This is a genomic window from Pseudomonadota bacterium (assembly GCA_013285445.1).
Lineage (GTDB): Bacteria > Pseudomonadota > Gammaproteobacteria > Xanthomonadales > Wenzhouxiangellaceae > Wenzhouxiangella.
Genome location: CP053448.1, coordinates 830,126 through 845,991, shown reverse-complemented (window position 1 = coordinate 845,991; position 15,866 = coordinate 830,126). Strand labels below are relative to the sequence as shown.

Genomic DNA, 15,866 nt, shown 5'->3' with positions numbered 1-15,866 from the left:
CCGTTCCGGCTCTTGCAAAGGGCGATGGCCATTCACTGCGAGCCGCGCCTTGCCCTGAACGCTGACAGACCAACTGAACCCTAAATTATCAGGTTGAAGGACCACTAGCGATGGATGAAAGGCGTACACCGGGAAATTCGCGCCCGGGATATGAATATATTATTATAGATATTCGATCGTCTTTGATATGTTAAGGCTGCTCGATTTGTCCAGATCGAACAGCTTATTATTGAAAAATGATATGTTTTAATATATATTACCCAAATTATTATATACCCCAATAGATCATGAGCTATACTCTGGACGAAATCGCAACGACACTACGAACCGCTCGAGAGCAGAAAGGACTCTCTCAACGTGAGCTTTCCAAGCGCGCGGGCGTGCCGCAGAGCCATATATCCAAAATCGAGGGCGGAGCCGTTGACCTAAGAATCTCCAGTCTATTGGAACTCGCCCGCGCACTAGACTTAGAAATGGTGCTGGTTTCGCGCAAGGCAGTACCCGCCATCAAATCAATTTCGAGGAAGCTCGCCGCCAGCAACAACCATCCGGCAGAAACATCCAGGCTGGCGAGTGAAGCCCGCTCAGCCCAACGAGAAATTAGCCGCCTCAAAAGGACCATTAATTCAGCAATCGTTCAATACCCCAACGCAAAAGATCTAGATCATCTTAAGCGGCAAGCAGAAGAAATCCAACAACTTAAGGATGCATTACGGGAGCCTGAGGCAATTCGACACATAAGGGAGGCAACAAAAACCATCAGGAATCTGCAAAGCCAATATGGTTTAAACAGCACAATGGTCATAAGCGATTCCATAAAGCAAGCAACAAGAGAACTGGAGTCACTCCGAAAACATGCTATTAGCACTCCCAAAATAGAGCGCCCAAGATCAGCCTACAGTCTTGAGGACGATAGCAATGACTGATGTTTCAATCCTAGACGTATATCTCTATGACGAGCCAATTGCGACGATAACGCGTCTTCCCGGAGATAGAACAGTCTTCGCGTTCAATGATGAATACGTCCAGAACGAAAACCGGCCAACGTTAGGCTTGGCCTTTAAAGACACTACCGGCGACCTACTTACCGATTTCAGAACTTACCAGACGCGATTAATGCCCTTCTTTTCAAACCTTCTCCCTGAAAACGATCTGCGTAGGTACCTTGCTGAAAGAGCACAGGTAAATCCCAAAAGGGAGTTCTTTTTGCTATGGGTGCTGGGAGCCGATTTGCCAGGCGCTTTAACCGTGAAGCCTGCAGATGGAGACGAATGGCCAACTGATTCAGAAGATGATGTCAGTGAAGAGCAGGAGGAGGAGCAAAGGAAAAACGCTCTTCGGTTCTCCTTAGCCGGGGTGCAGCTGAAATTTTCCGCTGCGGAGAATGCATCGGGTGGCTTAACGGTACCTGCTCAAGGAATAGGTGGGTCATGGGTCGTAAAGTTTCCGTCTCCAAAATACGAAGGTGTCCCTGAAAACGAATACGCTATGATGCGCCTCGCTCAAAAGCTTGGTATGGATGTGCCGCGAACTGAGCTAATCGAGCTGAACGAAATAGAAAACATTCCTGCAGAATTCGCGGAACTAAGTGGGAAGGCATTAGCTATAGAGCGGTTTGACAGAGACGCCGAAGGTCACGCAGTTCACATAGAGGATTTCGCACAAGTTTTTTGGCTCTATCCCGACAGAAAATATGAAAGAGCGAGCTTTATGAATATCGCGGCCGTTATCGCAACAGAAGGCAATGAAGAGGATGCTCGAGAGTTCATTCGGCGACTGGTGTTCAATACACTAATCGGCAATGCTGATATGCACACAAAAAACTGGTCGTTAATTTATCCGGACCGACGAAATCCACATCTCTCACCAGCTTACGACTTCGTTTCGACGATCGCATACATAAAAGATGATTATGCTGCGCTGACAGTCAATCGAAGCAAACGTTTCGACGAATTCTCTCAGAAGGAGCTTTCTGGATTAGCAGATCGCTCTTTGCTACCAAAGGCGTTGGTTTTGGATGAGGCCGGGGAGATTATTGAAAAATTTCACAATTCATGGCAATGGGCTAAGCAAAAGTTGCCAATTAGCGAGAAAGTTGCTAAGGCTATCGAGAGCCACTTGAAAAACATCCCCATGATTCAAGAGATTACGCACTGAATCCTCAGATCCGTGTTATACCCGGAACTATTAACCCGGCGGATAAGTAGAAATGCTCAAGCACAGGCTGCATATTGAATGGGCTCGGCTTGGAAGTACTTTATAACTCGCCCGGGCAGTTTCTGCAGTTTCCTCAGATGAGCGATTGTCTTTGCCTTCAGTTCCTTTTTGCTTCTGGCCGGCAGCCCACCATGGACGCCGGCCTTGAGATCACAATTGAGATATTCGTCTGGGTTTAGTTCCGGCGAATAGGAAGGCAGGTAGAAGACCTCGATTTCATCCTTGTGCTCGGCAAGCCAGGCTTTGACGACCTTGGCGTGATGAACCCGCAGGTTATCGAGAATCAGAAAGACTTTGCGTTTCGCGTCTCTAATCAGGCGCTTCATGAAGTCAATCAGGATGTCTGCATTCATGGTCCCATCGAACATCCGGAACCGAACCTTGCCCTGGTTAGTGACCGCAGAGATCAGGTTGATGGACTCACGCTTGGCATTCAGGCGAAGAACGGGTGTTTTGCCCTTGGGCGCATAGCCCCGAACATGTTGACTGTCGCTGCGAAGCCCCGTCTCATCGCCCCAGTGAATCTCAGCTTTCTCAGCCTTGGCGCGAGCATGAATGGCCGGATATTCGTCGTCCAGCCACTGCTTCACTTCAGCAGGACGCTGCTCGTAGGCCTGTTTCTTGGGCTTCTGGACCGTAAAACCCCAGCGCTTGAGATAGTCGCCCACAGTACGGATTGCCAGCCGGATGCCAGTCTCCTGCAAAATCAACTGTTGTACTGCTTCGCGTGTCCAAAGGGCGTAACTCAGCTTGAGTTGATCCGGCGTCTTATCAATCAGAACCTTCTGAATCTGGTTCTCTTGCTCCTCACTCATGGATCGTCCAGATCCAACCGGGCGACCCTGTGCCTTGGAAGCCCGCAGGGCTTTCATGCCTTCGGCTTGGTATGTTCGAACCCAGCGTCCGACAGTCAAATAGTGAACGCCGACTTGCTCGGCAATTTCACGGTGGGTGTAGCGGCGTTTCTGCCACATGCGGATGGCCTGTTTGCGTTTTTCTTCCTGGACCACCGCAGGAAGTGCGCGGGCATCTTCTTTCATAGCCCGATTATACCTTATCTACTTTCCTGCCGGGTTAATAAAAGGCAGATTCCCCACCCTGCACCTAAGGTAAACCGAGGATCTTTCAAACCTATCGTGACGTAACGATTCGACTCAACGCCTCCCCCGGCTCCTCCGCCCGCATAAACACCTCCCCAATCAAAAACGCCCCAATCCCTCCTTCTTGAAGCTTTTTAATATCTTCCGGGCTATGAATCCCGCTCTCCGAAACCACCAACCGATCCTTAGGCACCATAGGCGCCAACCTTAGCGTAGCCTCCAGGTCGGTGACAAATCTGTGCAGGTCCCGATTATTGATCCCCACCAGGTCCCCGGGCACCTTGAGTGCGCGCTCCATCTCCGCCTCGTCGTGCACTTCCACCAGCACGGCCAGACCCAGCTCCTTGCCCAGCTCGGCCAGATCGGCGAGCTGGTCGTCGTTGAGGGCGGCAACGATCAGCAGCAGGGCGTCGGCGCCGATGGCGCGGGTTTCGACGACCTGCCAGGGGTCGATGATGAAGTCCTTTCTCAACACCGGCAGGCGGCAGGCCGCTCTGGCCTCGACCAGGAAGGCGGACTGGCCGCCGAAGAAGCCCTCGTCGGTGAGCACCGACAGGCAGGTGGCGCCGCCGGCCTGGTAGCTCTTGGCGATCGCTTCGGGGTCAAAGTCGGGGCGGATGATGCCGGCAGACGGTGAGGCGCGCTTGATCTCGGCGATGACGGCGTCTTGGGTGGCGGCGGCGCGGGTCTTGAGTTCGCCGGCGAAGTCGCGGCACGGCGGCAGGTCCTTGACGATGGCTTTCAGTTCTTCGAGCGGCCGGTCGGAGCGGCGGCGTTCGACTTCTTGCTTCTTGGCTTCGAGGATGGTCTTGAGGATATCCGAGCTCACAGGGCGTAGCTCCGGTTGGCGTATTGCTTGAGGCGTTCCAGGCCCACACCGGTGGCCAGAATGTCCTGGGCCTGGCGGATACCCTCTTCCAGGCTCTCGGCGCGGCCGGAGACGTAGATGGCGGCACCCGCGTTGAGTGCGACCATGTCGGCGGCCGGCCCCGGCTCGCCGCCCAGGGCGGCTTCGACGAGGCCTAAGCTTTCTTTTGCATCACTGACCTGCAGCGCGGCCAGGCTGTGGTGCCTGATGCCGTAGTCGTTGGGCTGGATCTCGATCTCGCGGATTTCGCCGTCTTTCAGTTCGGCGGCCTTGGTGGGCTCGACAATCGAGATTTCGTCCAGGCCGTCATGGCTGTGGACGACGATCACGTGCCGGCTGCCCAGGGCGTGCATCACCTCGGCCAGGGGCAGGACCAGCTCCGGGGCGTAGACGCCCAGCACCTGGTTGGGCGCGCACGCCGGGTTGGTCAGGGGGCCGAGCAGGTTGAACAGGGTGCGCAAGCCCAGCGCCTTGCGCGGGCCGATGGCGTGCTTCATGGCCGTGTGGTGCTGCGGCGCGAACAGGAAACCCACGCCCAGCTCGTCGATGAGGGTGGCGACCTGTGCGGGCGTGAGGTCGAGCCGGCAGCCGGCGGCCTCGAGCACGTCGGCCGCGCCGGACTTGCTGGAAACGGATCGGTTGCCGTGCTTGGCCACGCGCACGCCGGCGGCGGCCGCGGCGAAGGCCGATGCGGTGGAGACGTTGAACAGCGAGGCCCCGTCGCCGCCGGTGCCGACGATGTCGGTCAGGCCCTCGCGGTCGATGTCGACGCGCTGGGCGACTTCGCGCATGACTTCGGCGGCAGCGGCAATCTCGACGGGGGTCTCGCCCTTGACGCGCAGCCCCATCAAAAAGCCGCCGACCTGGGCCGGGTCGGCTTGGCCTGCCATGATCTCGTGCATGGCCGCGCGCATGACATCGCCTTCGAGGTCGTGGCCTTCGGCCAGTTCGTTGAGGGCCTGTTTGATGGCGGTCATGTGTTCATCTCCAGAAAATTCTTGAGCAGGTCGTGGCCGTGCTGGGTCAGGATCGATTCGGGGTGGAACTGCACGCCTTCGATGGGCAGTTCCTTGTGCCGGAAGCCCATGATCTCGTCGCGTTGGCCCTCTCTTTCGGTCCAGGCGGTCTCTTCCAGGCAGTCGGGCAGGGACTCGCGCGCGACGATCAGGGAGTGGTAGCGGGTGGCCTCGAAGGGGTTGTCCAGGCCGGCGAACACGCCCTGCCCCGTATGGTGCATGGCCGAGACCTTGCCGTGCATGACTTCCCTGGCGCGCACCACCTCGCCACCGAAGGCCTGGCCGATGGCCTGGTGACCCAGGCAGACCCCGAGAATGGGATACACGCCGGCCAGTTCGGCGACCACGTCCAGGCGCACGCCGGCCTCGTTGGGCGTGCACGGGCCCGGCGAGAGGACGATGCGGTCGGGGTTCATCTCGCGGATGCCGGCAATGTCGATGGCGTCGTTGCGCACGGTGTGCACGTCCGCGCCCAGCTCGCCCAGGTACTGCACGAGGTTGTAGGTGAACGAGTCGTAGTTGTCGATCATCAGCACCTTCATCGGTGCAGCCCTCCGGCCAGGGTCATGCATCCTCCCGCGGGCGGATGCGTTCGAAGACATCATCGGGCAGTTCTAGAAATCTCATGTGGGAATTGTCCGAAATGCTGGAGATGTCGGTTTCGGTATAGCCATCAGGAACGTCAACATCCTCGAGCCCAAATCGGGCCATGTCCTCCGCCGACAGCGCCCACGTGCACTCACATCCCAGGTCCTGGCCGACAATGGTGATACGTTCGTCCACCCCGGTCCGTTGGAAGAATTCGCTCTGACGCTCCTTCCACTCCTGAACATATTGCCGCAGAGACGGCTTTAACGGCCGTCCGTCGCGCATCGACAAATTACGCTGCAGCGCCGACCCATGCCAGGTGACGAGCGCGCCATCCTCAATAGCGCGCTCCCGGCCCGCGGTGAAGACGTAGTTCGCGCAGGTCGAGTGGCAACCCGTATTGAATGCTCTCACCTTGAGTTCATGCTCAAGCACCAGTTCACCGAGATCCAACCCCCACATGACTTCGCCGCCGGGGGACTCGATATCCAGCCACTCGATCATGTCGCCATGTTGCTCCAGCAGGCCGGCGACTTCCTCGATCGCCAGGCCCGACATTTCTCCCCGGTAGACAATGCGATTGCCCTCGTGGCGGACGTCGTAGCGTTCGGGCTCTTCCGGCGCCGGTCGGGAGCTCGCACAAGCCCCCAGCAGCATCGCAAGGCTGACTACCAGCAATACACGGGGCCTCACCGGTGCAGTCCTCCGCCGGCCTCGGCCACGGCGCGGATCAGCGCGCGGCCCTTGTTCATGGTTTCTTCCCATTCGGCCTGCGGGTCGGAGTCGGCGACGATGCCGGCGCCGGCCTGCAGGTGCAGGGTGTGGTCCTTGACCAGCGCGGTGCGGATGGCGATCGCCAGGTCCGCGTTGCCGTGCCAGTCCAGGTGGCCGACCGCGCCGGCGTAGACGCCGCGGCGCACCGGCTCGAGTTCATTGATGATTTCCATCGCGCGGACTTTCGGGGCGCCCGAGAGCGTGCCGGCCGGGAAGGTGGCGCGCAGCACATCAATCGCGCTCATGTCCGTGTCGAGCTGGCCGTGGACTTCCGAGACCAGGTGCATGACGTGCGAGTAGCGCTCGATCACCATGCGGTCGGTCAGCTCGACCGTGCCGGTGGCCGCGATCCGGCCGATGTCGTTGCGGCCCAGGTCGATCAGCATCAGGTGCTCGGCCAGTTCCTTGGGGTCGGCCTTGAGTTCTTCTTCCAGGCGGCGGTCTTCTTCGGCCGTCTTGCCGCGCGGGCGGGTGCCGGCGATGGGGCGCACCATGGCCTCGCGGTCGGATACGCGCACCAGCACTTCGGGGGATGAACCCACCACCTGGAAGTCGCCGCGCTGGTCATGAAAATCGAAGAAGTACATGTAGGGCGAGGGGTTGAGGCTTCTTAAGGCCCGGTAGACGTCGAGCGGCCGGGCGGCCAGGTCCACGCTCATGCGCTGGGAGAGCACCACCTGCATGGTGTCGCCGTCGAGGATGTATTCCTTGATGCGCGCCACGGCGTCCTTGAAGTCGTTTTCCGAGAAGCCGAACCGGAAATCCTCTTCGCCGGGCGGGTGGGCCGGCGCCGGCGGGTAGCCCGGCGAGCCGCAGCGCAGGCGATGGGTGAGCTGGTCGAGGCGGCGGCAGGCGGTGTCCCAGGCGCGCGGTTCTTCGGGGTCGGCGTTGACGATCAGGTAGAGCCGGCCGGCCAGGTTGTCGAACACGGCCAGTTCCTCGGCTTCGAGCAGCAGGATCTCGGGCACGCCCAGCTCGTCGGGCTTGGCCGAGAAATCCAGCTTCGGCTCCAGGTGGGCGACGGTCTCGTAGCCGAAGTAGCCCACCAGGCCGCCGGCGAAGCCGGGCAGCTCGTCGAGTTCGGGGGCCTTGCGGCTGGCGACCAGGGCATCGATTTCGGCCAGCGGGTCGACGTCGTCTCTGGAGCCGATCACGCGGCCGTACTCCAGCGCTTCGAGCCTGCGGCCGGTGGCGCGCCAGGCGCGGCGGCACGGCAGGCCGATGATCGAGTAGCGGCCCCAGTTCTCGCCGCCCTCGACCGATTCCAGCAAAAAGGCATTCGGCCCGTCGGCCAGCTTCAGGTAGACCGACAGCGGCGTGTCCAGGTCGGCGGCGATCGAGCGCCAGACCGGGATGCGGTTGTAGCCCTCGCGGGCGAGTTGTTCGAAGCGGGTGCGGTTCACGCTGCAGCAGGCTCGTATGGAATCGGGGAACGGCCGGCTATTGTATCGAGCCGGCCGTGCCGGGACCACAGCCGGCGCCAATCACGCCCCGGCACCCGCTCAGGGTTCGAAACGATCCCTGAACAGCTCGTCGGTCACGGCTTCGAAGCGATCCCGGAGCAGCTGGTCATCGCGCACGCGAAACGCAGCGCCAGTGGTCGGCGTCAGACCGATGTTCGGCGTTCGCGCTTCAAGCTGGTAGCCGTCGCCTGCCCGGTCGATGCTCAAGTCCTCGAAACGTGCCACGCCCTGGCTCACGGTTAGCAGCAGGGTGCCCGACAGGGACCCGCCGGCAGGCGCGGCGGCAAGCCGGACCTCGACTTCGGTGCTGTCATCGTCGATTACCAGCTGCCCCTGACTGTCGACCACGTACACGACCACCCGCGGCAGCAGGGGGCCGTTGACCACGCCATAGTCGGGTTCGACTGCAAACGCCAGCGCCACCGGCCCGCTGCCGATGATGTCGTAGCTGCGCTGATCCTGGCTCGGCGCGTTGAACGCATCGCCCGGATAGCTGGCCGTAAGGGTCCGGGTTCCGACCACGCTGGAGACCAGTTCGCAGCTGATCTGACCGAGGTCCAGATCGACCAGGCACTGTTCGCCCTGGTCATCACTGACCGTGACTTCACCCCCCGGTGATTGACCCGATACGGACACGAAGACGGTGTAGGGCTCGTCGACCTGCTGTTCATCCGGCGGATTGACGCCCAGGATTTCGGTTGTGGTTTCGGCGCGGACAATCTCGTAGGCCGCGCTGTCGCTGGCGCCGAGGTTGTTGTCGTCACCGGGATAGCTCGCGCTGATTGTCACCGGCCCGACCGAACCCGAGACCAGCTGACAGCTGGCGTCGGGCAGGTTGATCTGGCAGTCATTGCCCTGCCCGTCATCGACAAGTACTGCACCGCCCGGACTGAAGCCGGTCACCGAAACCTGCACGGTATAAGGCTGGTTGACCACCTGCTCGCTGGCGGGCACCAGACCGTCAATACTGACGATCGACTGTACCGGGTCGATCGTGTAGCCGGTCTGGTCGCTGCTCGAGGCATTGTTCGCGTCGCCGGCAAAGCTGGCCGTGATCGTGCGCAGGCCGGCCTGGCCGGTGGTCAGCGCGCAGGAATCGCTGGTCGGAAAATCGATCAGGCAGCTGCCACCAACCCCGTCGCTGACGGTCACCGGACCGGCCGGACTGGCGCCGTCGACATCGACCTGCACGGTATAGGGCTGACCGACGGTCTGCGAACCGGCCGGGTTGATCGCCAGGATGCTTGTGGTGCTGGCGGTGCTGACGATATTGAACAGGTCGCTGAGATCGCCAGCCAGCGGGCCGGAGGCATCATCGGCGCCGAGCTGATAATCCAGGCCGGTCAGGTCGACGCTGAGCGCACCGAAATTGGCCAGGCCGTTGATCACGGTTTGCGGCCCGCCGTTGCTCAGCGTTGCACCCGGCGTGCCGCCGCTCAGGCTCAGCTGGACTTCGGTCGTGTTGTCGCTGTCGACCAGGTTGCCGGCCTGGTCGCGCACGCTGACCGTCACCGCCGGCGTCATCACCCCGCCGACCAGCGTGGTCGTCGGCTGGCTGTCGAAACGCAGCTCGACCGCTGTGCCGGGACCGACTTCGAACGGGTCGCTGGTCGCCGATGACAGCCCGGCAGCCTGCGCGCGAAGGCGGTAGCCGCTGCCGACCAGATCGACGGTCAGGCTGCCGAATCCGGCCTGGCCGGCGCTAACGGTCGCCGGATCGCCACCACTGAGCTGGGCGCCCGGCGTGCCGTTTTGCAGCAGCAGTTCGACTACGGTGGCATTGTCATCGACCACCGGGTTGCCCCAGGCATCCTGTACCTGCACCACCACCGGCGGCGTGATCGGCTGACCGGAGCTGGTATTGCCGGGCTGTATCGTGAATACCAGTTGATCAGGTGCCCCGGCAACGATTTCGTAGCTGGCGCTGGCGCTATCGGGCGAGTTGTTGGCATCGCCGGAATAACTGGCAGTGATGGTGCGCGGCCCGACGCTGGTCGAGACCAGATCGCAGTCCGGATCGGGCAGCACGATCGTGCACACAGCGCCCTGGCCGTCGTTGACCGACACCGTCCCGCCGGGGCTGAAGCCGTCGATGCCGACCGTGACCGTATAGGGCGCGTTGACCGACTGCGACCCGGCCGGATCGATGGCCGTGATCTCGAGCGTCGTGCTGGCCGGATCGATCTGGTAGCCGGCGCTGTCCTGGCTGGCGGCGTTGTTGGCGTCACCGGGATAGACCGCGGTAATGGTCCTGGCGCCGGCGCTGGTCGAGACCAGCTCGCAGCCCGTCTGCCCCAGATCCAGATCGACCACGCAGCTGTTGCCGTTGTCGCTGATCGTGACCTCACCGCTCGGCGCGGCCCCGGCAATGCTGATCGACACGGTATACGGCTCGCCCACGGTCTGCGATGCAGCCGGATCAAAACCCGTGATCTCGAGCGTCGAATCACCCGGCGTGATATCAAAGGCGGTGCTGGTGGCGGGCACCAGGCCACCGCTGGCGGTCGCTTCCAGCACGTAGCCGGACGCCGCCTGGTCTACGGTCAATGCGGAGAAGCTGGCCACACCGGCACTGACCGCTTGCGCGCCCCCGCCGCCGAGCACCGCCGCCGGGTTGCCGCCGGACAGCGCCAGCCCGACGCTGGTCGTATTGTCCCAGTCGACCCGGTTGCCCCAGGCATCGAGCACCTCGACCGTGACCGGCGGACTGATGGTGGCATTGACCTGCGTGTTGCCCGGCTCGACGCCGAATGCCAGCGCTGCCGGCGCACCGGCGATGACATCGAACGGTGTACTGACGTCGCTGTCGAGCAGGCCGGCGCCGTCAACCGCCCGCAGCGTGAATCCGGCGCCGACCCGATCGATGCTGATATCGTCAAACGTGGCCTGTCCCCCACTGACCTGGCGACTCAACGTACCGTCCGCTGTGGCCTCACCACTCGGATCGCCGGCAATCTCCAGCTCGACGATGGTGCTGTTGTCCAGCGTCACCAGATCACCCGAGCTGGTTTGCACCTCGACGACCATGGCCGGGGTGATGACCGAATTGACCGAGACGTTGGACGGCTGGACCACAAAGGCCAGCTGAGCGGGAATCTGGGTGGCGCCCTGGATCTGCGCCGCCACGCTGCCGGCATCGGAGTCGACCGTCAGCTGGCCGGCAAAGGCGCCGTCGCTGGCGGCATTGAAACGAATCGTGACGGTGCAGCTGTCGCCGTCGAACAGCACGCTGCCGAGACAGTTCTCGCTGAGGATGGAAAACTCGCTGTCTCCGGTCAGCTGCAGGTTCGAGACCGTCAGCGAGGTGCCGGGATCCCCATTGTTGCTGACCGTAAAGCTGTCATCAATGGGCAGATTGGCCGCGGCCACCAGTCCGAAATCAAGCGGATCAGGCGTAATGGCCAGCTCCGGTGTCGGGCCGGGAACGCCGGTGCCCTGCAGGGTCACGATATCGTTGGTCACCTCCGGCGCATCGCTGGAGACCACCACGGTGTCGGTATGCTCACCATTACTTTGCGGGTCGAAGACCACCCATTGGGTGCAGCTCTCGCCGCCGTCAAGCGCGAACGGCGGCGCCGGGCAACTGCCGCCGGAGACCAGCGCGAAGTGCGTGCCGTTGCTCATGGTAATGGCACTGACCATCAGCGTGGACGCCCCGACCCCGTCATTGGAAATGGTGACCGTTTGCGGGTCCGAAACGCCTGCGCTGGCGGAATCCGTGCCAGCGGCCAGCGCGCCGCATACGACAGCGGCCGCGAGCAAACTGCGCCCTGCGGCAAAGCGCCGAGCCTGATTTTCCATCATCGTGCTCCCTTGGCTTGCACGGACCTCCCCGTGCCCGCAACCCACAGTATGTCGACGCCTATCGGCCGGCGCAAGCCCGGCCCGCTCATCCGCGCAGCGCACGGACAACCGCAGCATAGTCCTCGGCGCCGAAGATGGCCGACCCGGCCACCAGCGTGTCCGCCCCGGCCTGGCGGATTTCGGCGGCGTTGTCGGGCTTGACCCCGCCGTCGATTTCCAGACGGATATCGCGGCCGGAGTCGTCAATGATCCTTCTGGCCTGACGCAGCTTTTCGAGCGCGGCGGGAATGAATTTCTGACCGCCGAAGCCGGGATTGACCGACATGATCAGCACCAGGTCAACCTTGTCGATGACCCACTCGAGCCGGTCGAGCGGCGTGGCCGGATTGAACACCAGACCGGCCTTGCAGCCCTGCTCGCGAATGAGCGCAAGCGTGCGGTCGACGTGTTCGCTGGCCTCCGGGTGGAAGCTGATCACGCTCGCGCCGGCCTTCGCGAAGTCCGGGATGATGCGGTCGACCGGCTTGACCATCAGGTGCACGTCGATGGGCGCGGAGATGCCGTGGTGCCTCAGCGCCTGGCAGACCATCGGCCCGATGGTCAGGTTGGGGACATAGTGATTGTCCATCACGTCGAAGTGGATCCAGTCGGCGCCCGCTTCGAGCACGGTTGCGACTTCCTCGCCCAGGCGGGCGAAATCGGCGGACAGGATGGACGGTGCAATGACGGTCGATTGCTTCATGGAAACGGACTCACGCGTATAATCCGGGACTGGCTGAATATTGTACCCGCCAAAAGTGAGCCACTATCCCGCGCCACCGCTGGACCTGCTGCACCAGGGCAAGGTGCGCGACATTTACGCCGTCGATGACGAGCGCCTGCTGATCGTTGCATCCGACCGCCTCTCGGCATTCGACGTGGTCCTGCCCGACGCGATTCCCGACAAGGGCAAGGTCCTCACGCGCATCTCCAGATTCTGGTTTGCCCAGTTTGCCGACCATGTCGCCAATCATCTGCTCGACGACGATCTTGCCGGCGTTGTCGGCGATCGCGACCTCGCCGATCAGCTTGAGCCGCGCAGCATGCTGGTCCGGCGTCTGCGCCCGCTGCCGATCGAAGCGGTCGTGCGCGGCTATCTGGCCGGGTCTGGCTGGAAGGAATATCAGGCCACGGGCGCGATTTGCGGCATTGCGCTGCCCGCCGGCCTGGAGCAGGCGGCCACCCTCCCCGAGCCCATCTTCACGCCCTCGACCAAGGCAGCCGCCGGCAGTCACGACGAGAATATCGATTTCGCCGCGACGCAGTCCATCGTCGGGCCGGAGCTGGCCATTCGCGTGCGCGACATCAGCCTGTCGCTGTATCGTCGCGCAGCGGCCTATGCGCGGGACCGCGGCATCATCATCGCCGATACCAAGTTCGAGTTCGGCACCGACAGACAGGCCCGGCTCTACCTGATCGATGAAGTCCTGACGCCCGACAGCTCGCGCTTCTGGCCGGTGGACTCGTGGCAGCTGGGCATCAGCCCGCCGAGTTATGACAAGCAGTTCGTGCGCGACTACCTGGAAACACTGGACTGGGACAAGACCGCGCCGGGACCGGCGCTGCCGCCGGAGATTGTCGAGCAGACCCGCCAGCGCTACCTCGAGGCCGAGCGACGACTGATCGGTTCGGATGTCTGAGCTCGACTGCGCGGCTCCTCGGCCGGGAGGACGGGTGTCGCAGATCACCGCCGGCGTGATTCTGGTCACCCTGGCGACCGGACTGATCGTCCCCAACGCACAGGACACCGGTTTCCTGTTGCTCAGTCTGCTCGGCCTGTGGTGGCTGGCCGGCAGCGGCGGCTGGCGTCGACCCGGGCTGAGCCGCGCGGAGACTGCGTTCGTGATCGTCTCACTGGCGCTGGTCCTTGCCTGGTGGGCGGCCTGGTGGCTGCACGGCCTGCCCGATGCCGGCGAGCGCAGCGCCCAGCGCGTGCCGAAACTGCTCGGCGCCATTGTGGTCCTGTTGCTGGTCCGACGCTGCCGGAATCTGGCGCCGGCCTGGTGGCACGGCCTGACCATCGGCGCGTGGGGCGCCGGTATCTACGCGCTGTGGTATGTGCTGTCGGGCCAGGTCGGTCACTATGAGGGCCGCGTCGAGGGCCCGACCAACCCGATCTATTTCGGCGGCCTGTCCCTGGCCTTCTGCCTGATGCTGTTGCCCCGCATCGCCGATCCGGAACAACCCCCGCACATCCGCGGTCTGGCGGCCGGGGGTGCTGGCCTGGCGCTGCTGGCCAACGCGCTGTCCGGATCGCGCGGCGCCTGGATTGCCATACCCGTCATGCTGCTGGTTTACGTGCCGACCATCGGCCGACGCTACCGGCCCGCCTGGCGTCTGGGCGTGCCTGTGGGTGCGGGTGCGCTGTGCCTGCTCGTGCTGCTGACGCCGCTGCTGCCAACCCAGGAGCGCCTGGCCGATACCGTCCAGGAATTACACCAGATCGGGCAAGGCGTTCAGGCTGACGGCGCAATCGGCCGGCGCATCCAGATGTGGCAGATTGCCGTCTCGCTGATCGCCGAACGGCCCTGGCTGGGCGTCGGACCGCAGGCCTTTCGGGATGCGCTGGAAGCAGGCGTCGCCTCCGGTCGGTACAGTCCGTTCCTGCTCGACTACACGCACCCGCACAATGCCTTTCTCTCGACCATGCTGATGCTGGGCATCCCCGGGCTGGTGCTGCAGATCCTGCTCATGTTCACGCCGATCATGACCGCCTGGTCGAGGCTGCGCTCGGAATCCTTGCAGCAGCGCCAATTGGCCTGGTGCGCGCTGGCCGTGGCCACCGTCATGGCCTCGATGGCGCTGAGTGAATCCGTTTTCGAGCGCAGCGCCGGCGTCGTGTGGTTTAGCCTGCTGATCGGCCTGACGCTGGGGCTGTCGGCGCGTCCAGGCGATCAGGACGGCGGCAGCGGCTGATCGCCGGTTTCGGCCAGCAGATCGACCAGGCAGTCGACTGCCAATTCCCGATCGTTCCTAAACCCGCCCGACTGTGCGGCCTCGACCAGCTGTCTGGCCAGGTCGGGTTGTCGCAACAGCTGCAAGGCGCTGTCGGCCAGCGTCCCTGCCTCCAGCCTGCTGCCGACGACCAGACCGCGACGTGAATAGTCAGCCACGCGATGCGGCTGATCGCTGCCACCAACTGCCGTCATCACGCATGGCGTGGCCGCGGTCAGCGCCTGCGCGCTGAGCATGTTGCCGGCGCCGACGACCGCCAGCCGGGCGCCGCTCAGAATGCCGGCCAGCTGCGCCGGCGTGACCTGGCCGATGATCTCCACCTCGTCATGGCGGCGCACGGCTCCCCGATACTGGGGCCCCATGACGACAACGGCCTGCATGCCGCTGGCGCGGTGAAAACGCACGGCTGCATCAACCAGGATCTCTGGAACCGGCCGATTGTCGTGCGACCAGCCGCCGCCACCGGCGGCAAACACCGCGTAGTCACAGTCTGCAAGTCGCGCCAGCCGAGCACTCGATTCGATCGACGCAGGTTCCGGCGCAATCAGATTGATGAACTCCACCCGCGTGCGGGGAAACACGGCCAGCAGCAGTTTTTCAAGCGGCCCCAGTCGCGGCATCGGATTGCCCGAATCCATGATCAGATGAAGATCCAGCACGCGCAGACGCCTGGGCCGGAAACCGCGCTGACGCTGCGAGGGGCGGTTGCTGATCCAGGCCGTGCGCCCGCCGGTTGCGCGCACCTCCGCGAGATGGCGCACGCGCCCGGAGCAGTCGAACACGCCCAGGGCCGGCCGCAGGCGGCGAATCGTCTCGGTTGCCTCATTGCCGGCCAGGGAAGGAGTCGCCTGCAGTTCATGGTAGGTCAGGTCAGGGTCATGCTCGAGTCTGGCCTCGCGATGGAGCAGAAAATGTACGTCGAGCCCGGGCAAGCGCCGTTTCATGGCTTGGGCCAGGCACAGGCACCGGAAGTACTCACCGGATCCCGCGGGCCCGCTGGCGGGCGCGAACAGAATGCGTTGAACAACAGTATTCATGCGTC

General features: G+C 62.8%; 13 protein-coding genes. 4 read left to right on the top strand and 9 right to left on the bottom strand.

Annotated features, from left to right (window positions below):
* Positions 1-287: 287 nt before the first annotated feature.
* Together HND55_03930 and HND55_03925 are read left to right on the top strand one after the other, a co-directional pair.
* The gene (locus HND55_03930) at positions 288-926 is read left to right on the top strand and encodes a helix-turn-helix transcriptional regulator (protein QKK01884.1); all 639 of its coding nucleotides are present in this window, start codon (positions 288-290) and stop codon (positions 924-926) included.
* Positions 919-2,157, top strand: a complete 1,239-nt coding sequence (locus HND55_03925) for a type II toxin-antitoxin system HipA family toxin (GenBank protein ID QKK01883.1) — start codon at positions 919-921, stop codon at positions 2,155-2,157. Before HND55_03930 ends, HND55_03925 begins: the two co-directional genes overlap by 8 nt.
* A 56-nt stretch (positions 2,158-2,213) precedes the next feature.
* Here HND55_03925 and HND55_03920 read toward each other — a convergent pair whose 3' ends face one another.
* The 8 genes from HND55_03920 to rpe form a co-directional block, all read right to left on the bottom strand.
* A complete protein-coding gene (locus tag HND55_03920) occupies positions 2,214-3,257 on the bottom strand; it encodes an IS630 family transposase (GenBank protein ID QKK01882.1) in 1,044 nt (347 codons plus the stop codon).
* 91 nt (positions 3,258-3,348) lie between these two features.
* Positions 3,349-4,146 carry an indole-3-glycerol phosphate synthase TrpC gene (gene trpC, locus HND55_03915; GenBank protein QKK01881.1) on the bottom strand — a complete coding sequence of 266 codons (798 nt, stop codon included), beginning with the start codon at positions 4,144-4,146 and terminating at the stop codon, positions 3,349-3,351.
* Positions 4,143-5,162 carry an anthranilate phosphoribosyltransferase gene (gene trpD / locus HND55_03910; GenBank protein QKK01880.1) on the bottom strand — a complete coding sequence of 340 codons (1,020 nt, stop codon included), beginning with the start codon at positions 5,160-5,162 and terminating at the stop codon, positions 4,143-4,145. The genes trpC and trpD overlap by 4 nt, the downstream gene beginning before the upstream one ends.
* Positions 5,159-5,731 carry an aminodeoxychorismate/anthranilate synthase component II gene (locus HND55_03905; GenBank protein QKK03976.1) on the bottom strand — a complete coding sequence of 191 codons (573 nt, stop codon included), beginning with the start codon at positions 5,729-5,731 and terminating at the stop codon, positions 5,159-5,161. The genes trpD and HND55_03905 overlap by 4 nt, the downstream gene beginning before the upstream one ends.
* A gap of 34 nt (positions 5,732-5,765) precedes the next feature.
* Entirely contained in the window at positions 5,766-6,467 is a 702-nt protein-coding gene (locus HND55_03900) for a hypothetical protein (protein ID QKK01879.1), read from the bottom strand.
* Positions 6,468-6,478: 11 nt separating this feature from the next.
* Positions 6,479-7,966, bottom strand: coding sequence for an anthranilate synthase component I (locus tag HND55_03895; protein ID QKK01878.1), 1,488 nt, complete (start codon positions 7,964-7,966; stop codon positions 6,479-6,481).
* Between the two features lie 99 nt (positions 7,967-8,065).
* Complete coding sequence (locus HND55_03890; protein QKK01877.1) at positions 8,066-11,830, bottom strand: choice-of-anchor D domain-containing protein; 3,765 nt, start codon at positions 11,828-11,830, stop codon at positions 8,066-8,068.
* An 85-nt stretch (positions 11,831-11,915) separates the two neighbouring features.
* Positions 11,916-12,572, bottom strand: a complete 657-nt coding sequence (rpe, locus tag HND55_03885; protein QKK01876.1) for a ribulose-phosphate 3-epimerase — start codon at positions 12,570-12,572, stop codon at positions 11,916-11,918.
* A 55-nt stretch (positions 12,573-12,627) separates the two neighbouring features.
* On the opposite strand from rpe, the gene HND55_03880 reads away from it, so the two are divergent.
* Entirely contained in the window at positions 12,628-13,509 is an 882-nt protein-coding gene (locus HND55_03880) for a phosphoribosylaminoimidazolesuccinocarboxamide synthase (GenBank protein QKK01875.1), read from the top strand.
* A 34-nt stretch (positions 13,510-13,543) separates the two neighbouring features.
* Entirely contained in the window at positions 13,544-14,785 is a 1,242-nt protein-coding gene (locus HND55_03875) for an O-antigen ligase family protein (GenBank protein QKK01874.1), read from the top strand.
* Here the strand turns inward: HND55_03875 and HND55_03870 are convergent.
* The gene (locus tag HND55_03870; GenBank protein ID QKK01873.1) at positions 14,764-15,861 is read right to left on the bottom strand and encodes a hypothetical protein; all 1,098 of its coding nucleotides are present in this window, start codon (positions 15,859-15,861) and stop codon (positions 14,764-14,766) included. The genes HND55_03875 and HND55_03870 overlap by 22 nt on opposite strands.
* Positions 15,862-15,866: the final 5 nt, after the last annotated feature.